Here is a 19,889-nt window from a genome sequence, read left to right on the forward strand (position 1 = left end):
CGACCTCCTCGGCCGCACGGGGGCGGGTGTGCGGGGTCCGCGCCCCGGGACGGTCACACATACTTCTCCGCGAACGGTGCGATCTCGATGCCCTCGGCGCGCAGCCGCGCGGCCACGGACCGGGCGATGTCGACGGCGCCCGGGCTGTCGCCGTGCACGCACAGGGAGTCGGCCTCGACCAGGATCTCCGTCCCGTCGACGGCGGTGATGGGCTCGCCGCGGGCGATGCGCAGACAGCGCTCGGCGATCGACTCGGGGTCGTGCAGCACCGCGCCGGGCTCTCGGCGGGACACCAGGGTGCCCTCCGGGGTGTAGGCGCGGTCGGCGAAGGCCTCGCGGTGGGTGCGCAGGCCCGCCTTCTCGGCCGCCGCCAGGAAGCGCGATCCGGGCAGGCCCAGGACCGGCAGGCCGGGGTCGAACTCTCGGACGGCCGTGACGACCGCCTCCGCCTGCTCCTGGTGGTGCACGATCGCGTTGTAGAGCGCCCCGTGCGGCTTGACGTAGCGGACGCGGTCGCCCGCCAGGCGGGTGAAGGCCGCCAGCGCGCCCAGCTGGTAGACGACCTCGTCGGTCAGTTCGGCCGGCGGCACGTCCATGAAGCGGCGCCCGAACCCGGCCAGGTCGCGGTAGGACACGTGCGCGCCGACGGCCACTCCGCGCTGGGCGGCCTCGTCGGTGGTGCGGCGCAGCACGGACGGGTCCCCGGCGTGGAAGCCGCAGGCGACGTTGGCGCTGGTGACGATGGACAGCAGGGACCGGTCGTCACCCAGCTCCCAGCGGCCGAAGTGCTCCCCGAGGTCGGAGTTGAGGTCGATGCGCAACGTCGGTGCTCCTTCGTGGTCGTGCCCGGTCTCCTACCGGGCCTGTACCCCGTCCGGTCCGCCGTAGCGGACCGGATCCGGGTCTGTGAACAAGGGCGGGCGCCCCCTGGAGGCGAGCACCCCTGGACACGGGCCCGCCCGGGGCGGGCCCGCGCCGGTCACTGCCAGAGGGCGGCGATCCCGCTGAGCGAGTTGACGGCCATGTAGGCGGTGAGCGCCCACGCCAGCCAGCCGACGACGAGCAGCCACACCGGGTAGCGGTAGCCGCCCAGCAGGTCGTGGGAGCGCCGGGTGGCGACGTAGAGCATGATGCCGAGGCCGACCGGCAGGATCACGCCGTTGAGCGCCCCGGCCAGGACGAGCAGCGTCGTCGGCGCCTGCCCGGAGACCAGCAGGATGGCCAGGGAGACCCCGATGAAGGCCGTCACCAGCGTTCCGCGCCGCTTCTCCAGCAGCGGGTGGAAGGTGGAGACGAAGGAGATCGAGGTGTAGGACGCCCCGATGACGGAGCTGACGGCGGCGGCCCACATGATCACGCCGAACAGGCGCATGCCGACGTCGCCCGCGGCCTGTTGGAAGGCCTCGGCCGCCGGGTTGGCCGAGTCCAGGAGCGAGGCGCCGCCGGCGACCACGCCCAGGACGGCGAGGAAGAGCAGGACGCGCATGACACCCGTGACGACGATGCCGGTGACCGAGGTCTGGGTGATGGCGGCGACGTTCTCGCGGCCGCCTTTGCCGAGCTCGACGAGGCGGTGCACGCCCGCGTAGGTGATGTAGCCGCCGACCGTGCCGCCGATGATCGTCACGGTGGCCAGGAAGACGTCGGCGCCCAGCTGGTCGGGCACGACCGACTGGCGCAGGGCCTCGCCGACCGGCGGCCGGGAGACGATGGCGACGTAGAGGGTGAGGGCGATCATGCCGACGCCGAGCACGACGAGGATGCGGTCCAGCGCCAGCCCCAGGCGCTTGACGCCCAGGATGACGACGGCGAGCAGCGCGGACAGGACGGCGCCCACGCGGGTGTCCAGCCCGGTCATGGCGTCCAGGCCGAGCCCGGTGCCCGCCAGGTTGCCGACATTGAAGACCAGGCCGCCGAAGACGATGAGGGCGGCCAGCAGGTAGCCGGCGCCGGGCACCACCTTGTTGGCCAGGTCCTGGGCGCGCATGTTCGCGACGCCGATGACCCGCCAGATGTTCAGCTGGACGGCGATGTCGACCAGGATCGACACCAGGATCGCGAACGCGAAGGTGGCGCCGAGCTGGGCGGTGAAGGTCGTGGTCTGGGTGATGAAGCCGGGGCCCACGGCGCTGGTGGCCATGAGGAAGAGGGCGCCGAGCAGTCCGCTGTTCAGCGTCACTCGGCCGAAACGGGGCCGCACCTTGGCGGGTGCGGGAGGGATGTCACCCATGGGTTCTCCTGAACGGTGGCGAGGAGCGGGGGGCGTGCACGACGGTCACCCACACCGTCGTGGGATTGTTGAACAATACTTCAATACGTGGCGAATCTGTAGGGGGGCCGAGCGTAAAATCACAGGTCTCCGTTACGTAACATGGGAGGTCCACCGAGCCTCGAAGGAGCCCATGTTGACGGCGACGGACGACCACATCGACCGGCTCCCCGAGGCCGACCGCGCCCTGGCGCCGGCCAGCAGCCAGGCCGAGCGGGTCGCCGACATGCTCCGGTCGTTCGTCATCAACGGCTCCCTCGCCCCCGGCGTCCGCCTGTCCGAGGAGCGGCTCAGCCGCAAGTACGAGGTCTCCCGCAACACCCTGCGCGAGGCGTTCCGCCTGCTGAGCCGCGAGCGCCTGCTGGTCCACCAGATGCACCGCGGCGTGTTCGTCAACCGCCCCACCGTCGCCGACGTACGCGACCTGTTCAGCGTCCGGCGGCACCTGGAGCTGCCCGCGGTCCGCCGGGCCGACCGCGCCGACGCCGAGGCGGTCCGCGCGGTGGGCGCGGCCGTGGACGAGGGCGAGGCCGCCCGGGACCACGCCGACTGGTGGGCGATGGGGACCGCCAACATGCGCTTCCACCAGGCCCTGGGCGCGCTCGCGGGCAGCGCCCGCCTCAACGAGTTCATGGACCAGGTCCTGGCCGAGACCCGTCTGGTCTTCCACGTCATGAACGACCCGGAGCAGTACCATGCCCCCTACCTGGACTGGAACCGGCGCATCCACACCGCCCTGGCCGCAGGGCACCCGGAACTGGCCGCCGACGAACTGGCCGCCTATCTGGACGCCTCGGAGACCCAGCTCGTGACCGCCTTCACCCAGATGGAGAACGAGGCCTGACCAAGGTCCCGAAGTGCCATGATGGGGGCGCCATGGAACTGAACGGACGCCCCGTCAGCACCGGGGAACTCTCCTCCCTCGCCCTGTACGGCTACGGCCACTTCACCACCATGCTGGTGAACGACCTGCGGGTGCGCGGCCTGGACCTGCACACGGATCGGCTGGCCCAGGACTGCCGCGCCCTCTTCGGCGCCGACCTGGACGTGCCCAGGGTCCGGGAGCTGGCCCGCCGCGCCGCCCGCGAACACCCCTCCCCCACGGTGATCCGGGTGACCGTCTACGACCCCCACATGGACCTGGCCCGCCCCGACGCCAGCGTCCTCCCGCACGTGCTGGTCACCGCGCGCCCGGCCCCGGACCCCGCGCACGCCCCGCCGCCCGTGCGCCTGGGCACGCGCCGGTTCTCACGCGAGGCCCCGCGGGTCAAGGGCACCGGCCTGTTCGGGGCGATCCGCGAGCGCCGCGCCGCCCGGCTCGACGGCTTCGACGACGCCCTGTTCACCACGCCCGACGGCCTGGTGTCGGAGGGACCGACGTGGAACATCGGGTTCGTGGACGGGGGCGGGCTCGTGTGGCCGGACGCCCCCGCCCTCGACGGCGTGACCGCGCGGCTGGTCGACCGGGTCGCCGCCGACCTGGGCATCCCGGTGATCCGGCGACCGCTCACGGCCTCAGCGGCCACCCGGATGTCGGGCGCCTTCGTCACCAACGCCGCGACCGGTCTGCGCCCGGTGGCCGCCCTGGACGGGGTGCACACGCCCCCTTCCTCCGTGGTGACGCGGCTGGCCCACGGCTACTCCTCGCTGTCGGGGGACCGCCTGTAGGCGCGGCCCGGCCACCACACGCGCGGGCCCGCGTCCAGCGACAGCGCGGGGACCAGGATGGTGCGCACGAGCAGCGTGTCCACCAGGACCCCGAACGCCACGAGGAAGGCGAGCTGGAACAGGAACAGCAGGGGGATGACCGCCAGGGCGGCGAAGGTCGCGGCCAGTACCACCCCCGCCGAGGTGATGACCCCGCCCGTCACCGTCAGCGCCCGCAGCATGCCCTGGCGGTGCCCGTGCACGAGGGTCTCCTCCCGTGCGCGCGACATCAGGAAGATGCTGTAGTCGATGCCGAGGGCGACCAGGAACACGAACGCGAACAGGGGCACCACCGGATCCGCGCCCGGCAGGCCGAGCACGTGGTCGAACAGCAGCGTGCCCACGCCCAGGGTCGCCGCGAAGGACAGCACGTTGGCCGCGACCAGCAGCAGGGGCGCCAGGAGCGAGCGCAGCAGCGGCACCAGGACCAGGAACACCACCACGAGCACGAGCGGGACCACGACGGTGAAGTCGCGCTGCGCGGTCTCCAGGGTGTCCAGGTCCGTGGCGGTCACCCCGCCCACCAGGGCCTCGGCGCCCTCCACACCGGCCAGCTCCGCGCGCAGCGCACGCACCGCGTCCACCGCCTCGCTCGACTCGGGCTCGGTGTCCTGCACGACCTCGACCAGGACACGCTCGTCCACGACCAGCGGCGGGCCCCCGGCTCCGGGCGGGCCCTCCTGCGTGAAGGGCGCGGCGGAGGTGACCTCGGGCAGGCCCTCGGCCGCGGCCACGACCGCGTCCACGTGTTCGGCGTCGGCGACCACCAGGGTGGGCGCGGCGGAGGAGTCGGCGCCGAATCCGCGCGTGAGCACCTCCTGTCCGTCGACCGCCTCGACCTCGGTGCGGAAGATCTCGGCCTGACCGCTGCCGCCCGCGTCGAACTGGGGCGCGAACGCCGCGGCGACCAGCAGCACCGCGCCGCAGGCCAGCCAGTAGGCCCGGGGGCGACGGCCCGCCGAGGCGGCCACCCGGCCCCACACCCGGTGGCGGGACAGGACCAGGTCGGTGGACTCGCGGGTGTCGGTGCCCTCGCGGTGGGGCGTCAGCGGCCAGAACACCGCCCGTCCGCACAGGGCCAGGGCCGCGGGCAGGAACGTCATCGCGGACAGCATGGCCGCGGCCACTCCGATCGCCACGACCGGGCCGAGGCTGCGCGTCGAGGACAGGTCGGCGGCGAGCAGGCACAGCAGGCCCAGGATGACCGTGCCGCCGGAGGCCAGCACGGGACCGGTCACCGCGCGCGCCGCGGCCAGTGCGGCCCCCGCGGCGCTGTCGTGCACGGCCAGCTCCTCGCGGTAGCGGGCCACCAGTAGAAGCGCGTAGTCGGTGCAGGCGCCCACGACCAGGATGAAGAGGATGCCCTGGCTCTGGCCGTTGAGGCTGACCACGTCCGCGTCGGCGGCGGCGTAGACCAGGGCGCCGGAGAGCCCGAGGGCGAGCAGGGAGGCCACGATGACCAGGACCGGCAGCAGGGGTGAGCGGTAGACCACGACCAGGATGACCAGGACCGCCACGACGGCGACGATCAGGAGGGTGGAGTCGATGCCGCCGAACGCGGCGGACAGGTCGGCGGCGTAACCCGCCGGTCCGGTCACCTGGGCGGTGAGTCCGGGGACCGGTTCCTCCGCCAGCAGGGCGCGCAGGTCCTCCACGCTCTCGCCGGTGTCGTACTCCGGGTCGATGGTGACCACGAACTGGGCCACGGAGGCGTCCTCGGTCCCGGGGAACGGGCCCGCGACCGGCCCGGCGGTCCAGGGCCGCTCGCCCACCCGCTCCGCGACCTCGCCGACCGCGGCCAGCTCCCCCTCGGCCAGGTCGTGGTCGGCGGAGTGGACGACGACGGCGGGGACGCCCTCAGCGCGGTCGAAGTCCTCCGCGATCGCGTCGACCCGGGTGGACTCCGCACCGACCGGGAGGAAGGCGGCGGGGTCGTTGGTCTGCACCTCGCCCAGGCGACCGACGAAGGAGCCGAGCGGACCGGCCCCGAGGATCCAGACCAGCGTCACCAGGAGTGCCAGGGCGGTCCACCGCCATGGGCCCCGTCTCCCCGTTCTCCCGCGTGGCCGCGCCATCGCCCGCTCGGGTGTCCGCGCCATCGATGCCCTCCATAAATAAGCTTGATTTCCATGATTCTCGGAATCCGAGGCTTTTGACGACGCAAGAGTACCCCCTACGTCGTCCGGTACGCGCATCGGTCCCCCGCGGCCCCGGTCCCCGGCCCGCGGCGCCCCCCTTGAGGCGCCGCGGGCCGGGTCCTCAGAGCGCCGCGGCCGTGTCCTCGCGCATGGCCCGACGGGCGATGTTGCGGGCCATCGACCCGAAGACGATGCCGTGGAAGGGCGTGACCGCCCACCAGTACAGGTGCCCGGGCAGCCCCCGCGGGCGGAAGAGCGCGCGCTGGTGGTAGACCGTGCGGCCCTCCACGCGCGCCACCCCCAGCTCCAGCCACGCGAGTCCGGGCAGCCGCATCTCCGCGCGCAGCCGCAGCAGCCGGCCGGGCACGATCTCCTCCACCCGCCAGAAGTCCAGCGAGTCCCCCGCGCGCAGCCGTCGCGGATCACGCCGCCCCCGGCGTGGACCGACCCCGCCCATCGCCAGGTCGATCCAGCCCCGCGCCGACCACGCCAGCGGCCACGAGTACCAGCCGCGCTCGCCCCCGATGCCCTCGACGACCCGCCACACCCGCTCCGGCGGGGCGGCCACGCGGCGGGCCCTGCGGTCGGTGTACAGACTGCCCCCCGCCCAGTCGGGATCGGTGGGCAGCGGGTCCGACGGAGCGGTCGGCCACGCCGCCGACGACCAGCGCGTGTCCACCCGCGCCTGGTCGGTCCGGCGCAGGGCCAGTTCCACGGCCTCGTCGAAACCGAGCCGTTCGTGGTCGTCCAGCGCGGCGGCCAGGTCGTCCTCGCCGCAGACCGCGTCATGGCGCAGCGACTCCACCAGCGGCCGGGCGACCGCCGGCGGCACGGGAGAGATGAGGCCGACCCACAGGCTGGACAGGCCGGGCGAGAGCACCGGGACCGGGAGGATCAGCCGGCGCGCCAGGCCGGCCGCCTTCGCGAAGCGCTGGATCATCTCGGCGTAGGTCAGCACGTCCGGTCCGCCGATGTCGAAGGAGCGGGCGGTCCCCTCGGGCAGGTCCACCGCACGCCTGAGCAGCCGGAGCACGTCGCGCACGGCGATCGGCTGGACGCGGCTGCGCACCCAGCGCGGCGTGGTCATCGCGGGCAGGCGCTCGGTCAGGTACCGCAGCATCTCGAAGGAGGCCGAACCCGACCCGATGATCACGGCGGCCCGCAGGACCACGGTCGGCACCGGCCCCGCCAGGAGGATCCGGCCGACCTCCTCCCGGGAGGCCATGTGCGCCGACAGCTCGGCGCCCCGCGGCGCCAGGCCGCCGAGGTAGACGAGGCGGTGCACACCCGCCTCGCCCGACGCGCGGGCGACGTTGTCCGCCGCCCGCGCGTCGCTCCCCTCGAAGCCGCGCCCACCCGCCATGGAATGCACCAGGTAGTAGGCGGTCGCGACTCCTTCCAGGGCTTCGGCCAGTCCCTCCCCAGAGACCACGTCACCCTGGAAGACCTCGACCCGGTCGCGCCACGGGTGGTCCCGCAGCTTGCCGGGTGTGCGGGCCAGACAGCGCACCTCGTGCCCCGCGGCCAGCAGTTCCGGGACGAGGCGACCGCCGATGTAGCCGGTCGCCCCGATCACCAGGACACGCAGGGGGCGGTTCACCCCTGCGCCCACGGAACACGGATCCCGTGCCACCGCGGCCCCCGCGCACGGTACTCACGGAACGGGTTGTCCTCCGCCAGACCACCGCTGAAGCGCCCGTACATCCCGATGGTCATCAGCGTCAGCCCCACGACGAAGCTGAAGATGACGTTGGGCATCGAGAAGGCCAGCACGTTGGCGTCGGTGGTCATCAGGTAGAGGTTGACGAGCCCGCTGCCCACGAAGGCCGTCCCCATCACCGTGCACACGGTGGAGGCGTACACCCCTCCGAGCACCGCGGCCCCCAACAGCAGCGAACCGAAGGCCACGGACAAGAACCCCAGCGCACCGTTGGTGGACAGTCCGGCCACCACTTCCCCCTGTGTGTCGAACAAAGGCAGCCGTACCGTCAGCCCGGCCAGCCCGAAGCCGATCAGCACGAGTGCGATGACTCCGGATCCCGCCCGGTAGGCGATGTCCAGTCGACGGTCCGGCCTGCGGTTTCTGTCGAGTTCCATGATCCGCCCCCCTCGCGGTGGTCATGCGTCTAGAGTCTGCCCACAGTGGCGTGCGCCACAAGTCGCATCGCTTTCGCAACGGGTTGGAAACCATGTCCGACGCACTCACCCCGGGAGCCGCCGCGCACCTGCTCGGCGTCGCCCCGGCCACCCTGCGCAGCTGGGACCGCCGCTACGGCATCGGGCCGAGCGAGCGCAGTCCCGGCGGCCACCGCCGCTACGGCCCCGAGGACATCGCACGGCTGCGCACCCTGTGCCGCCTGGTGGGCGAGGGGCTCGCGCCCGCCGAGGCGGCGCGCCAGGCCCTCGAAGCACGGTGCGGGTCGGTCTCGGGCGACGTCGCGCCCACGGCCGAGGGGTCGCCCTCCTCCGACCGGCTGCTTCCGGCCGAGGAGGGCCAGGCCGCGCTCCAGGGCTTGGCGCGCGCGGCGATGCGCATGGACGCCGACCTCGTGGAGTCCCTGTTGGAGAAGAGCCTGCTCGATGCGGGCGTCGTGGTGGCGTGGGAGGAGCTGGCCCGGCCGCTGCTGTACGGCATGGGGCGCAAGTGGGAGCAGACGGGCACCTACGTGGAGGTCGAGCACCTGCTGTCGTGGTGCGTGTCCTCGGCCCTGCGCCGCGTCGCCGCGGGCCCGGCGGAGAAGACGTCCCGGGAGCGGCCCGTGCTCCTGGCCTGCACCCCGCGCGAGATGCACGGGCTCCCGCTCGAGGCCCTGGCCGCGGCGCTGCGGGAGGCCGGGTCCCCGTACCGGGTCCTGGGCCCGTGCACTCCGGTCGAGGCGACGCTGCGCGCCCTGCGGCGCCTGGGGCCCCGGGCCCTGGTCCTGTGGTCCCACGCACCCGACAAGGACGACGGCGCGGTCCTGGCCGCCGCCGCCGGCGCGGTGTCCGGGGCCGCCGTCGACACCGCCGTGTTCACCGCCGGGTCCGGATGGCGCGACGCCGCCGGCCCGTCCGGCGTCGCGGGCGGGCACCTCACCTCGCTCCGCGACGCGGTGGCGGCCCTGCTGTCGGGGCGGTAGCGGGTCCCGCCCCGGCCACGGTCCGCCACAGGTGCTCGGCGGTGGTGAGGGACATCGGGCCGACCGGCGTGGTCAGGCCCATGGCCAGCTCGCGGTGCAGGGGCGAGTCGCCGTCCAGGAAGGCCAGGACCTCGCCGAGCCGGTTGCGCGCGAACAGCCGGGTGAAGAACTCCGCTCCGTGCACCCGGCCGGTGTCCAGGGCCCGCAGCATGACCGCGTCCATGGCCAGGTGCCGCCGGCGGTGCGGCACCGGCGGCACCGGCACGCGGCCCGCCGCGAGGGCGTCGGCCACGGCGCGCGCCTGGCGCCCCACTCCGCTGAAGGTGTAGCCCGTGGCGGGCCGGGTCGCTCCCCCGGCCGCCCCCACCCGGAACAGGCGCCGCCCGGTCCGGGTGGGCATGCGGGCGTCGGTCATCGGGATGACGCCCTGCTCCGCGGCGGTCACCTCCATCTCGCCGATCCCGACGAGCTCGCAGTAGTGGGCCAGAGCCCTGTCGTAGGCGGGCGTGGTCAGGGGGGCGCGCCCGAACTCGGTGTACTCGACCAGGGCGGTGCGGCGCGTGAGCGGCAGCACGTAGCCGAAGGAGACCCCGTGCGCCGGCTGCGGAGTGCGCAGATCCATCAACACGGCCGCGGCGGGGTCGAAGGCGTCCTCCGGGGTGCGCACGAACCAGCCCCGGAAGTGCTGGAGCAGCCGGGTCCGGGCCGGGAGGGGCCGGGACGGCGGACGGGAGTCGAACACCCAGCGGGCGGTGAGGGCCACCGGCGACCCGTCGGGGGCCGAGGCGGTCACGGTGGCGTGGTCGGGACCGTCCGCCAGACCGGTCACGCACAGCGTGCGCTGGTCCACGTGCCGGCCGGAGTGCCTGCGCACGTGCTCGGCGACGTCGGCCGAGCGGAGCATCTTGTACACGTAGGGATCGGCCGGGGAGGCCATGACCGTCCCCTCACCGTCCACGACGGCCAGGTTCTCCCACCGCGCGGCCAGCAGCGCGTCCCACGGGCCCCCGTCCCGTTCCCAGAAGCACCAGGTCCGGGGCGGCGGCGTGTGCGGCCCCGGCGGTGCCTCCACCAGCGCCACGTCCAACGGCACACCGCGCCGTTCGTTGACCCGCCCCAGCAGGTGGGCGAGAGTGAGCCCAGCGGCTCCCCCACCGATGATCGCCACGTCATAGTCGGCCATGCGACCAGCATGCCCCTCGCGCGACGGTCCGTGGGCGGACGACATCCAAGGGTTCGGGGAAGGTATGTCCAGCACCACGATCGACATGAAGAACGGGCCGGTCACCGCCGAGTTCGACCACGCCGCCGGGTCCTACGACCGGCTGGTGGCGGCCAACCCCGGCTACCACGCCCACCTGCGCGCCTCCGCGCGGCGGCTGCGCCTTCCCGACCGGGGGCGGGGCCTGCGCCTGCTGGACCTGGGCTGCGGTACCGGCGCCTCCACGGACGCCCTCCTGCGGGCGGCGCCGATGGCGCGGATCGCCGCGGTGGACGCCTCCCAGGGCATGCTCGACGCGGCCGCCGCCAAGGACTGGCCGCCGGGGGTGACCTTCCACCGGGCGCGGGCCGAGGAGGTCACCCCCGCGTGGGCGGCCGAGCACCTCGGCGGTCCCGCCGACGCGGTCTTCGCGGCCTACCTGATCCGCAACGTCCCCGACCCGGACGCGCTGCTGGCCTCGGTACGCGCGGTGCTGCGGCCCGGCGGCCGGCTGGCGCTGCACGAGTACTCGGTGGCCGACTCCGCCGTGGCGCGCGCGGTGTGGTCGGCCGTGTGCTGGGGCGTGGTGATCCCCGCCGGGGGCGTGCTCACCGGGCGCACGGACCTGTTCCGCTACCTGTGGCGCAGTGCCATGGAGTTCGACGGCCGCGCGTGCCTGCTGGACCGGATGCGCCGCGCGGGACTGGTGTCCGTGGCGAGCGCGCCGCTCCCCGGATGGCAGTACGGGATCACGCACACGTTCGTGGGCGCGCGCCCGCTGGAGGGGCGGGCCGGATGATCCCCGTCCGGCCGGCCGACACCCGGGCCGAGGCCCTGCGCCCCGCTCCCGCCGACGGCCCCCGCCCGCCGGGCACGCCCCGCGCGGCCGTGGTCGGCGGCGGGATCGCCGGACTGGCCGCTGCCTGCGCACTGGTCGAGCGGGGCGTGGAGGCGGTGGTGTTCGAGCGCGAGGACTCCCTGGGAGGCCGGCTGCGCGGCTGGGAGACCGTCCTGGCCGACGGTTCCCGGGCCACCATGACCCGGGGCTTCCACGCGTTCTTCCGGCAGTACTACAACCTGCGGGCGCTGCTGCGGCGGGCCGACCCGGACCTGGACGGCCTGGTCCCGCTCGCCGACTACCCGCTCGTGCACCGCGACGGTCCGCGCGACCGCTTCGCCGGCCTGCCCTCCACTCCCCCGTGGAACGCCGCCGTCCTGGCGGCCCTCAGCCCGAGCTTCCCCCTGCGCGACCTGGCGGGGGTGAACGTGCCCGCCGCGCTGCAACTGCTCGACGTGGACACGCCCGGGGTCTACGAGCGCCTGGACCATCTGAGCGCGCGGGAGTTCCTGGACGCGGTGCGCTTTCCCCCGACGGCCCGGCACCTGGCCTTCGAGGTGTTCACGCGCAGCTTCTTCGCGTCACCGGACCGGCTCTCGGCCGCCGAGCTGGCGGTCATGTTCCACGTGTACTTCCTCGGCTCGTCCGAGGGGCTGCTCTTCGACGTGCCCCGCTCTCCCTTCCCGCAGTCGCTATGGGACCCGTTGGGCGCGTACCTGACCAGGAGGGGGGCGGTGCTGCGCACCGGAACGCCGGTCGGGTCCGTCGAACGCGGACGGGACCGGCGGTTCCGGGTCGGCTGGGGCGAAGGGGAGGCGCAGGAGTTCGACGGCGTGGTGCTCGCGTCCGATCCGGGCGGCCTGCGCGCCCTGGTGGCGGCCTCCCCCAACCTGGGCGACACCGGCTGGCGCGAGCGGGTGGCGCGGCTGCCGAGCGCGCCGCCCTTCCTGGTCTCGCGCTACTGGCTGGACCGGCCCGTGCGCCCGCACCGGCCCGCCTTCCTGGGCACCGCCGGGTACCCCACCCTGGACAACATCAGCGTGCTGGAACGCTACGAGGACCAGGCCCGCGGCTGGGCGCGACGTACCGGCGGCTCGGTCGTGGAGCTGCACGCCTACGCACTGGCACCCGGGTGCGACCCCGAGGCCGAGCGTGCCTCGCTCTGGGAGCAGGCCGCCACCGTCTACCCGGAGCTGCGGGGCGCCCGCGCGGTCGACGCGCGGCACGAGCTGCGGGCGGACTGCCCCCTGTTCCCACCGGGCGGCCACGCCGACCGTGTCCGGGTCGGCACACCCGACCCGCTGCTGGCGGTGGCCGGCGACCACGTACGCGTGGACCTGCCGGTGGCGCTCATGGAACGCGCCGCCACCAGCGGGTTCCTGGCCGCCAACACGCTGCTGTCCCGCTGGGGGCGGCCGGGGCACACCGTGTGGAGCGTGCCCACGCGCGGACGCAGCGGGCCGCTGCGCGCCCTGGCCCGCGCCGCGCGTCAGCCGGGCCAGCGCCCCGAGGCGCGCAGCAGGTAGCGGCGCTCCGCGTAGGCGAGGTCGTCTCGCCACAACCGCCGGGCGGCCGTGCGCATGAGCGGTCGCACGGCCGCGGACAGGCGGCGGGCCAGCGCGAAGCCGGGCCGGTCGGAGGCGGCCACGGTCGCCTCGATGACGGCCGTGCGCGGGACGCCCTGCCGGTCCACGCCCAGGGGGGTGGCGTGGGTCTCGACCACGCTCCCCCGGCCCTCGCCCTCGGTGATGCGCATGACCACCGTGCGCGGTTCGGGGCAGGTGAACTCGGCCCGCACCGGGACGCCCCACCGTCCGGCGACCTTGAAGCCCACGTCCACGACCATCCGGTCGGGCTCGGGCTCGGGGTCGGGCCCCTCCGGCACCTCGACGACCCTCAGCCCCAGCAACGAGTACGGGTGGAACCAGGACCCGTGCCAGGGGTCGAGGCGGTTGGCGACCACGTCCTCGGGTTCGCAGCGACCGGCCAGGCTCTCCACCGCGGCGATGGCGGACCCGGCTCGGGGCCGCTCGGGCACGACCGGTTCCGGCAGGGGCTCCTCCCCGCCCTCGCGGTCCAGGCGCACCCACACGAGGACGCCGTCGTCGTGCGCCGGGTAGGGGCTCCAGCCCGGGAACCCGTCCGATCCAAGGGAGAGCCCGTGCCACCGGCACACCAGGTGCCCCTCGTTCACCGCGCCCCGGCACAGGGGCGCGCCGAGGTGCGGGCAGGCGCCCGGCCCCGCGTGCGCGGTCCCGTCCGGCGTGCGCCAGGCCACCAGTTCCGTTCCGGCGACCACCCGGCCGAAGGGGCGGTCCGAACGGACCTGGTCGCTCGCGGCCAGCACGAACCAGTTGCCGGAGGGCCGGGCCAGCGCCCGTTTGAGCGCGGCTCCGATGACGGACGGGGAGGCGCCCCGCCACGTGGGCTCCTGCCGGGTCCAGTGGGTCGCGGGCAGTCGGGACAGCGGGAACCGGCCGGTCCCGGGATCAGGGGTGCTCACGTGTCACTCCTTACGAAGGTGGGCGCCGTGTTCGCCGACGCGCGGACGGGGGACCGACCGCGCCAGGAGCGCACGGGCGAGGGCGGGCACCGCCGCGACCGCCTTGCGCGTGTCCGAGACCCGGTGCCGGATGCTCCACACGTCGTGGTCGGCCGCGCGGATCTCCTCCAGGATCGCCCGGTAGAGCCGGAAGGCGGTGGCGACACACGGGCGGGCCACCGGAGAGAGCATCGCGATGCCGGGGCGCGCCCGGCGGTAGAAGTCCTGGTTGACCTCCACCATGGCGGCGATCGCGCGGCGGGCGCGGGGGTCGGCGGCGCGGGCGCGCCGGCAGCGCTCCAGCAGGCCCCGGTCCACACCGTGCTCGGCCAGCACGTCCGCGGGCAGGTAGACGCGGCCGCGCTCCAGGTCCTCGGCCACGTCCCGCAGGAAGTTGGTGAGCTGGAAGGCCTCGCCCAGCGCGGCGGCGTGCGGGGCGGCCTCGTGGTGGGGCACCACGGTGCCCAGGACGGGCAGCACCTGGAGTCCGATCACGGCCGCGGACCCGTACATGTAGGACCGCAGGTGCGCCAGGTCCGTGTACTGCGTGACGGTCAGGTCCATGCGCATCGAGGCCATGAACGCCGTGAAGTAGGAGTCGGGCAGCCGGTAGCGCCGGGCCGTGTCCGCGAGGGCGCGCAGGGCGGGCTCGGCGGACCCGCCTCCGGCCAGCGCCCGCGCCAGTCCGGCGTCGATGGCGTCCAGGCGCGCGCGCTGGTGGGCGGTGTCCGTCCCCGGTTCCGGCTCATCGACGATGTCGTCCACCCATCGCGCGAACCCGTACAGCGCGTGGACCGCGGGGCGGCGCGCGGGAGGCAGCACGCGCGTGGCCGTGTAGTACGTCCGCCCGTGGTGGGCGTGCAGGGCACGGCAGTGCAGGTAGTCGGCCCGCAGCCGCTCCTCCCGGACCCCGGCCGCGTCGAGTTCGCCGAGCGCGCCCCTCATCGGTCGCCCCCGCTCCGGGACAGCACGCGCGCGGCGGCGAGCTTGCCCGAGACCAGGACGGTGGGCACGCCGACGCCGGGCGTGGTCCCACAGCCCGCGATGACCGCGTTCGACGTACCGGGCACGGTGTTGCCCGGCCGGAAGGGCCCGGTCTGGGCGAAGGTGTGCGCGAGTGAGAACGGTGTCCCCCGGGCCAGGCCCTGCCGCGCCCAGTCGGCAGGGGTGACCAGGTGTTCGGTGCGGATCGAGGAGTCCAGGCCCGTCAGTCCGCGCTTCTCCAGCGTGGCGACCAGGCGGTCCCGGTAGCGCGGCCCCTCGGCGTCCCAGTCGATCCGGCCGGCGGCGAGGTTGGGCGCGGGGGCGAGCACGTAGAGCAGGTGCCGGCCCTCGGGGGCCAGGGACGGATCGGTGACGGTGGGCTGGGTCACCAGCAGCGAGGGGTCGCTCATCGGGCGCCCTTCGCCGATGATCTCCTCGAAGGTGCGCCGCCAGGCCCCGCCGAAGGAGATGGTGTGGTGGGCCAGGTGCTCCCACGTGCGGTCCGTGCCCAGGTGCAGGACCACCGCCGAGGGCGAGAAGCGGTGGGGCACCGGTCGGCGGGCCCGGTGTCCGAGGAGGCGGTGGGCGGCGGGCAGGTCCGTGGTGAGCACCACCTGGTCGCACTCGAGCCGCTCCCCCTGGTCGGTCACCACGGCGGTGACCCTGTCCCCGCGCCGTTCCAGCCGCGTCACCGACTCCCCGTAGCGCAGGACGCCGCCGGCCTTGGTCGCGGCGGCGGCCATGGCCTCGCCGACCGAGCGCATGCCGCCCCGCGGGAAGTACACGCCCGCGACGGTGTCCATGTAGGCGATGACCGCGTAGGCCGCCAGCGCCCGGTCCGGCGCCACCCCCGCGTACAGCGACTGGAACGAGAAGATCCGGCGCAGCCGCTCGTCGCGCACGTGGCGGCCCACGGCTGGGGCGAGGCGGCCGAAGCCGCCCAGGGCCGCCAGTCTCAGCAGGTCCGGCCGCACCAGGTCCAGGGGGGAGTCGAACTGGGCGTCGATGAAGGAGCGCATCTCCACCCGGTACAGGCGGGTGAGCCACTCGCGCAGGCGCAGGTACCCGGCGGCCTCGCGGGCTCCGGCCACGCGCCGCACCTCGGCCGCCATGTCGGCGCGGTCGGTGTGCACGTCGATGGTGGAGCCGTCCGCGAAGGCGGCCCGGTACGCGGGCGCCAGCGGTACCAGGTCCAGGCGCTCCCCGACCGACTCGCCGACCGCGGCGAAGGCCTCGTCCAGCAGGTCCGGCATCGTCAGGACGGTCGGCCCGGTGTCGATGCGGTACCCGTCCAGGTCCAGGCGGCCGGCGCGCCCGCCCGGATGGTCCTCGCGTTCGACCACGACGACGTCGCGTCCGGCGCCCAGCAGGTGCAGGGCGCACGCCAGACCGGACAGGCCCGCCCCGACCACGACGACCGGTGCGCGGCCTCGCGTCGGGGGCCGGTGGCGCTCCTGTGCGCGCCGCCTCCGATGGATCGGCATGGTCTTCTGGTCCTCTCCCGCCCCGTGGGGCGTGTTCAGGGCCGGGCGGCCGCTTCGCCCAGGTCCCGCAGCTCCCGCATGACGTCCGGGTCGAGCGAGAGGGCCGAGAGGTGGGCCACGCCGCGGGCCGAGAGCGCATGGCAGGTCCGCAGGACCAGGTCCCGTGCGCCCACGGCCTCGAGCACGCTCGCGGCGAGTGCGGGGTCGGTCCCCCTCCCGGCACCGGTCAGGACACGCTCGGCCTCGGCGTCCGCGCGCTCGCGCGCCAGGCGCAGCCCGGCCGACAGCAGCAGGGTGTTCCTGCCCCGGGCCAGGTCCTCCCCGACCTGCTTGCCGGTCAGTTCGGGTGATCCGTAGGCGTCCCTGAGGTCGTCGCGCAGTTGGAAGGCGACTCCGACGTCGCGCCCGTAGGCCCGCAGTCCGCGCACTGTCGGAGCGGGCGCCCCGGCCATCGCCGCGCCCAGGTGCAGCGGCCGTTCGGCCGTGTAGGCGGCCGTCTTGAGCCGGTCCGCCCGCAGGGCCGCGTCCTCGGAGCGCTCCCGCCGTGCCTGGCCGCGCAGGTCGAGGAACTGCCCGGCCATGACCTCCGTGCGCACCCGGGTCCACACCTTGCGCGCCTCCGCACGCGTGGGCAGGCCCGCCAGGCCCTCGTCGATCAGGTCGTCGGCCCAGGCGAGGGCGAGATCGCCGGTCAGGACCGCCATGGCCTCGCCGTAGCGGCGGTCCTCCCCCGTGTACGAGCCGGCCCGGTGCTCGGCCGCGTAGGTGTCGTGCACCGAGGACGCGCCACGGCGCAGGGGGGATCCGTCCATCACGTCGTCGTGCACGAGCGCGAAGGTCTGGAGGAGTTCGAGGGCGGCACAGCCGCGCAGCGCGGCCTCGGCCGTCGGCCCCCGGGAGACCCCTCCCCCGGCGATCCAGCCCCACCAGGCCAGCAGCGGACGCAGCCGCTTGCCTCCCCCCAGGGTGAAGGCACGCAGTCCCCCCACCAGATCCCGGCCGAACTCCCGGTCCAGTCCTTCGGCCTCGCGCTCCCGAACGTCCAGGTACCGGCTCAGCACGGCGTCGACGGCGCCGCGCACGGACTCCGTGTCCGCGCCGGCCGGAGGACGCTCCCTGCCCTGATCGGTCCGCACCTTCTGGATGACACGCTCCTATATAGCTTGGAAAGCAAGAATCTCGGTTTCCGGACTAATTCCCCGTCCCACCGCCGTCAATCATCCGCCGCTCCGCGCCCCGTAGACTCACGGAGGAGAACCGACCGTCCGGCCGCCGAGCCGTTGGGAGCCGCATGGACACCGCATCGCCCACCCCCGCGTCCGACGCGGCTCCGGGTGGCACCAGCGATGACCAGGCACGGGCAGAGCTCTACCAGGCCCTGCAGACCGACGGCCAGCAACTCGCCGTACGACTCGTCCGCCTCCTGCACCGGATGTCCGACCGCTCGGGGATGAATCCGACCGACTTCCAGTGCTACACGCTGTTGCGCGTCGGCGGCACTCTGACACCCGGAGAGATCGCCGACAGCCTGCGTCTGTCCACCGGATCGGTGACCGGGGTGATCGACCGCCTGGAGGCACACGGCCTCGTGGAGCGCACCCGACACCCACGGGACCGCCGCAAGGTCGCCGTCCGCCTCATCGAGGGCGCGGACACGTTCGCCGCCGCCTCCGCTCCCGGGATGCGCGAGGCGATGACCCGGCTGCACGAGGACTACACCGTGGACGAGCTACGGGTGATCACCGACTGGCTCGACCGCGTGGGCGCGACCCTCGACGACCTCATCACCGCCTCCGACTGACGCGTTCCCCGACGTTCGCCCCGAAACGCGACGAACGTCCACGTTGTCGAGGTTGTTTGGCGATCGGCCGGGCAGACCCCTACCATCCACGGGACACACCCTGGCGCCGGGGTTCCCGTGCGGACTCCTCCGGCCACCGATCCGCCGCAGGCGTAACCGTCCCCACTCGGGCTGGGAAGGAGCCACCATCTCATCCCTGCGCACCTACATCAGAGAACACACGAACCCGACGGTCTTCGGCGTCTCCGGCCTCGTGATCATCGCGTTCCTCGTCATCGGCATCGTCGCGACCACCTCCCTTCTCAACGCGGCGGAAGCCACCCGTGACTGGATCAGCACCGAACTCGGCTGGCTGTACGTCCTGTCCACGACGTTCTTCCTGGGCCTGGCCGTCTTCATGATGCTCAGCAGGTTCGGCCGAATCCGGCTGGGACCGGACGACTCGCGCCCGGAGTTCAGCACACTCGCCTGGTTCGCCATGCTCTTCACCACGGGCATGGGCATCGGACTGGTGTTCTGGGGCGTCTCCGAACCCATCCACCACCTGACGTGGCCGCGCAACGCCGACTACATGCCCACCGACGACGGCCCGCTGCCGGAGGCGGCCAACGAGGCCCTGGCCCTCAGCCTCTTCCACTGGAGCTTCCACCCCTGGGCGATCTACATCGCGCTGGGGATGGCGCTGGGCTACTTCGCCTTCCGCAAGGGCCTCCCCCTGCGCCCGGCCTCGGCCCTGTACCCGCTGATCGGGGAGCGGGCCTTCGGCTGGCCGGGCAACGTCGTCGACATCGTGGCGGTCTTCGGCACCATCTTCGGCCTGGCCACGTCCCTGGGCCTGGGCACGCTGCAGATCAACGGCGGGCTCAACCACGTCTTCGGGATTCCGACCAACTCGACCGTGCAGTCGATCATCATCATCGTCATCACCGGCATCGCGCTGCTGAGCGTGCTGGCCGGCATCGACAAGGGCATCCGCCGCCTGTCGGTCATCAACCTGTGGCTGGCGTTCCTGCTGCTGATCGTCGTCTTCCTGTTCGGCCCCAAGCTGTTCATGATCTCGACGATGACCACGTCCGCGGGCGAGTACCTGGGCCACCTGGTCCCGTGGAGCCTGGCCTTTCCGAGTCCGCTGACGGACACGCAGGCCGCCGAGTGGACCACCGCCTGGAGCGTCTTCTACTGGGGTTGGTGGATCTCCTGGGCGCCCTTCGTGGGCATCTTCCTCGCCCGGATCTCCTACGGCCGCACCATCCGCGAGTTCGTCCTCGGGGCGCTCTTCGCCCCGGTCGCCGTCTCGATCCTGTGGTTCGGCGTGTTCGGCGGCTCCGGCCTGTTCTACGAGCTCTACCGGGACGGCGGACTGGCCGAACTGGCGGAGGAGGATCGCGCGTTCCGCGTGCTGGACCTGATGTTCTCCTTCGCGCCGGCTCTGGGCAACGCGGTCTCGCTGCTGCTCATCCTCGTGGTCACGATCTTCTTCGTCACCTCGTCCGACTCCGGTTCGCTGGTCGTGGACACCCTGACCAACGGGGGCGACCGGAATCCGGTCCGCTGGCAGCGGGCCTTCTGGGCGCTCACCGAGGGCGCGGTCACCCTCATCCTGCTGGTCCTGGGCGGCGAGAACGCCCTGGCGGCCCTCCAGGCGGCGTCGGTGGTGACCGGTCTGCCCTTCGCCCTGATCCTGTTGTTCATGATCTGGGGGCTGGCGCGGTCGCTGTCCCGCGAGCGCATCCCGAAGCTGGTCGACGCCAAACCCCGCCCCGAGGACAAACGGCCGCCCACCCGGACCTAGCCCGTGTTCTTTGC

At 73.9% G+C, this 19,889-nt stretch carries 17 protein-coding genes; 7 read left to right on the forward strand and 10 right to left on the reverse strand.

All coding sequences use genetic code 11. The annotated features are described in order from the left end of the window. Window positions 1-53: 53 nt before the first annotated feature. Window positions 54-821 carry a LamB/YcsF family protein gene (locus DFP74_RS03590; RefSeq protein WP_121180390.1) on the reverse strand — a complete coding sequence of 256 codons (768 nt, stop codon included), beginning with the start codon at window positions 819-821 and terminating at the stop codon, window positions 54-56. Window positions 822-979: 158 nt separating this feature from the next. After that, the gene (locus DFP74_RS03595; RefSeq protein ID WP_121180391.1) at window positions 980-2,230 is read right to left on the reverse strand and encodes an NRAMP family divalent metal transporter; all 1,251 of its coding nucleotides are present in this window, start codon (window positions 2,228-2,230) and stop codon (window positions 980-982) included. A gap of 175 nt (window positions 2,231-2,405) precedes the next feature. On the opposite strand from DFP74_RS03595, the gene DFP74_RS03600 reads away from it, so the two are divergent. Next, window positions 2,406-3,113, forward strand: coding sequence for a GntR family transcriptional regulator (locus DFP74_RS03600; protein ID WP_121188010.1), 708 nt, complete (start codon window positions 2,406-2,408; stop codon window positions 3,111-3,113). Window positions 3,114-3,145: 32 nt separating this feature from the next. After that, a complete protein-coding gene (locus DFP74_RS03605; RefSeq protein ID WP_121180392.1) occupies window positions 3,146-3,937 on the forward strand; it encodes an aminotransferase class IV in 792 nt (263 codons plus the stop codon). On the opposite strand, the gene DFP74_RS03610 is transcribed toward DFP74_RS03605, so the two are convergent. The 3 genes from DFP74_RS03610 to DFP74_RS03620 form a co-directional block, all read right to left on the reverse strand. Further along, window positions 3,907-6,051, reverse strand: a complete 2,145-nt coding sequence (locus DFP74_RS03610; RefSeq protein ID WP_121188011.1) for an MMPL family transporter — start codon at window positions 6,049-6,051, stop codon at window positions 3,907-3,909. The two genes, DFP74_RS03605 and DFP74_RS03610, sit on opposite strands and share 31 nt — an antisense overlap. Before the next feature lie 184 nt (window positions 6,052-6,235). Beyond that, window positions 6,236-7,702, reverse strand: coding sequence for an SDR family oxidoreductase (locus tag DFP74_RS03615; protein WP_121188012.1), 1,467 nt, complete (start codon window positions 7,700-7,702; stop codon window positions 6,236-6,238). Window positions 7,703-7,710: 8 nt separating this feature from the next. After that, window positions 7,711-8,211 carry a DUF4383 domain-containing protein gene (locus DFP74_RS03620; RefSeq protein ID WP_121180393.1) on the reverse strand — a complete coding sequence of 167 codons (501 nt, stop codon included), beginning with the start codon at window positions 8,209-8,211 and terminating at the stop codon, window positions 7,711-7,713. 92 nt (window positions 8,212-8,303) lie between these two features. Between DFP74_RS03620 and DFP74_RS03625 the strand changes: the two genes are divergently transcribed. Then, window positions 8,304-9,233, forward strand: a complete 930-nt coding sequence (locus tag DFP74_RS03625; protein WP_121180394.1) for a MerR family transcriptional regulator — start codon at window positions 8,304-8,306, stop codon at window positions 9,231-9,233. Here DFP74_RS03625 and DFP74_RS03630 read toward each other — a convergent pair. After that, entirely contained in the window at window positions 9,187-10,416 is a 1,230-nt protein-coding gene (locus DFP74_RS03630) for a lycopene cyclase family protein (RefSeq protein ID WP_121180395.1), read from the reverse strand. The two genes, DFP74_RS03625 and DFP74_RS03630, sit on opposite strands and share 47 nt — an antisense overlap. Before the next feature lie 64 nt (window positions 10,417-10,480). Between DFP74_RS03630 and DFP74_RS03635 the strand changes: the two genes are divergently transcribed. Further along, window positions 10,481-11,233, forward strand: a complete 753-nt coding sequence (locus DFP74_RS03635) for a class I SAM-dependent methyltransferase (RefSeq protein WP_121180396.1) — start codon at window positions 10,481-10,483, stop codon at window positions 11,231-11,233. Beyond that, complete coding sequence (locus DFP74_RS03640; protein ID WP_121180397.1) at window positions 11,230-12,798, forward strand: FAD-dependent oxidoreductase; 1,569 nt, start codon at window positions 11,230-11,232, stop codon at window positions 12,796-12,798. The genes DFP74_RS03635 and DFP74_RS03640 overlap by 4 nt, the downstream gene beginning before the upstream one ends. Here DFP74_RS03640 and DFP74_RS03645 read toward each other — a convergent pair. From DFP74_RS03645 to DFP74_RS03660, 4 genes are read right to left on the reverse strand one after another with little or no spacing between them, the layout of a single operon-like run. Next, complete coding sequence (locus DFP74_RS03645) at window positions 12,762-13,775, reverse strand: DUF5914 domain-containing protein (protein ID WP_121180398.1); 1,014 nt, start codon at window positions 13,773-13,775, stop codon at window positions 12,762-12,764. The two genes, DFP74_RS03640 and DFP74_RS03645, sit on opposite strands and share 37 nt — an antisense overlap. A 3-nt stretch (window positions 13,776-13,778) precedes the next feature. Then, on the reverse strand, window positions 13,779-14,759 hold the full coding sequence (locus tag DFP74_RS03650) for a phytoene/squalene synthase family protein (protein ID WP_121180399.1): 981 nt from the start codon (window positions 14,757-14,759) through the stop codon (window positions 13,779-13,781). After that, window positions 14,756-16,282 (reverse strand): phytoene desaturase family protein, encoded by a 1,527-nt coding sequence (gene crtI, locus DFP74_RS03655; protein ID WP_121180400.1) that lies wholly within the window; start codon window positions 16,280-16,282, stop codon window positions 14,756-14,758. Before crtI ends, DFP74_RS03650 begins: the two co-directional genes overlap by 4 nt. Window positions 16,283-16,317: 35 nt before the next feature. Continuing rightward, entirely contained in the window at window positions 16,318-17,418 is a 1,101-nt protein-coding gene (locus DFP74_RS03660; RefSeq protein WP_233570793.1) for a polyprenyl synthetase family protein, read from the reverse strand. A gap of 155 nt (window positions 17,419-17,573) precedes the next feature. Here DFP74_RS03660 and DFP74_RS03665 point away from each other — a divergent pair, with 155 nt between their 5' ends. Together DFP74_RS03665 and DFP74_RS03670 are read left to right on the forward strand one after the other, a co-directional pair. Further along, on the forward strand, window positions 17,574-18,083 hold the full coding sequence (locus tag DFP74_RS03665) for a MarR family winged helix-turn-helix transcriptional regulator (protein WP_121180402.1): 510 nt from the start codon (window positions 17,574-17,576) through the stop codon (window positions 18,081-18,083). Window positions 18,084-18,336: 253 nt separating this feature from the next. Then, the gene (locus DFP74_RS03670; protein ID WP_233570794.1) at window positions 18,337-19,875 is read left to right on the forward strand and encodes a BCCT family transporter; all 1,539 of its coding nucleotides are present in this window, start codon (window positions 18,337-18,339) and stop codon (window positions 19,873-19,875) included. The last annotated feature ends 14 nt before the right edge of the window (window positions 19,876-19,889 follow it).

The sequence above is a fragment of the Nocardiopsis sp. Huas11 genome, assembly GCF_003634495.1.
Classification (GTDB): domain Bacteria; phylum Actinomycetota; class Actinomycetes; order Streptosporangiales; family Streptosporangiaceae; genus Nocardiopsis.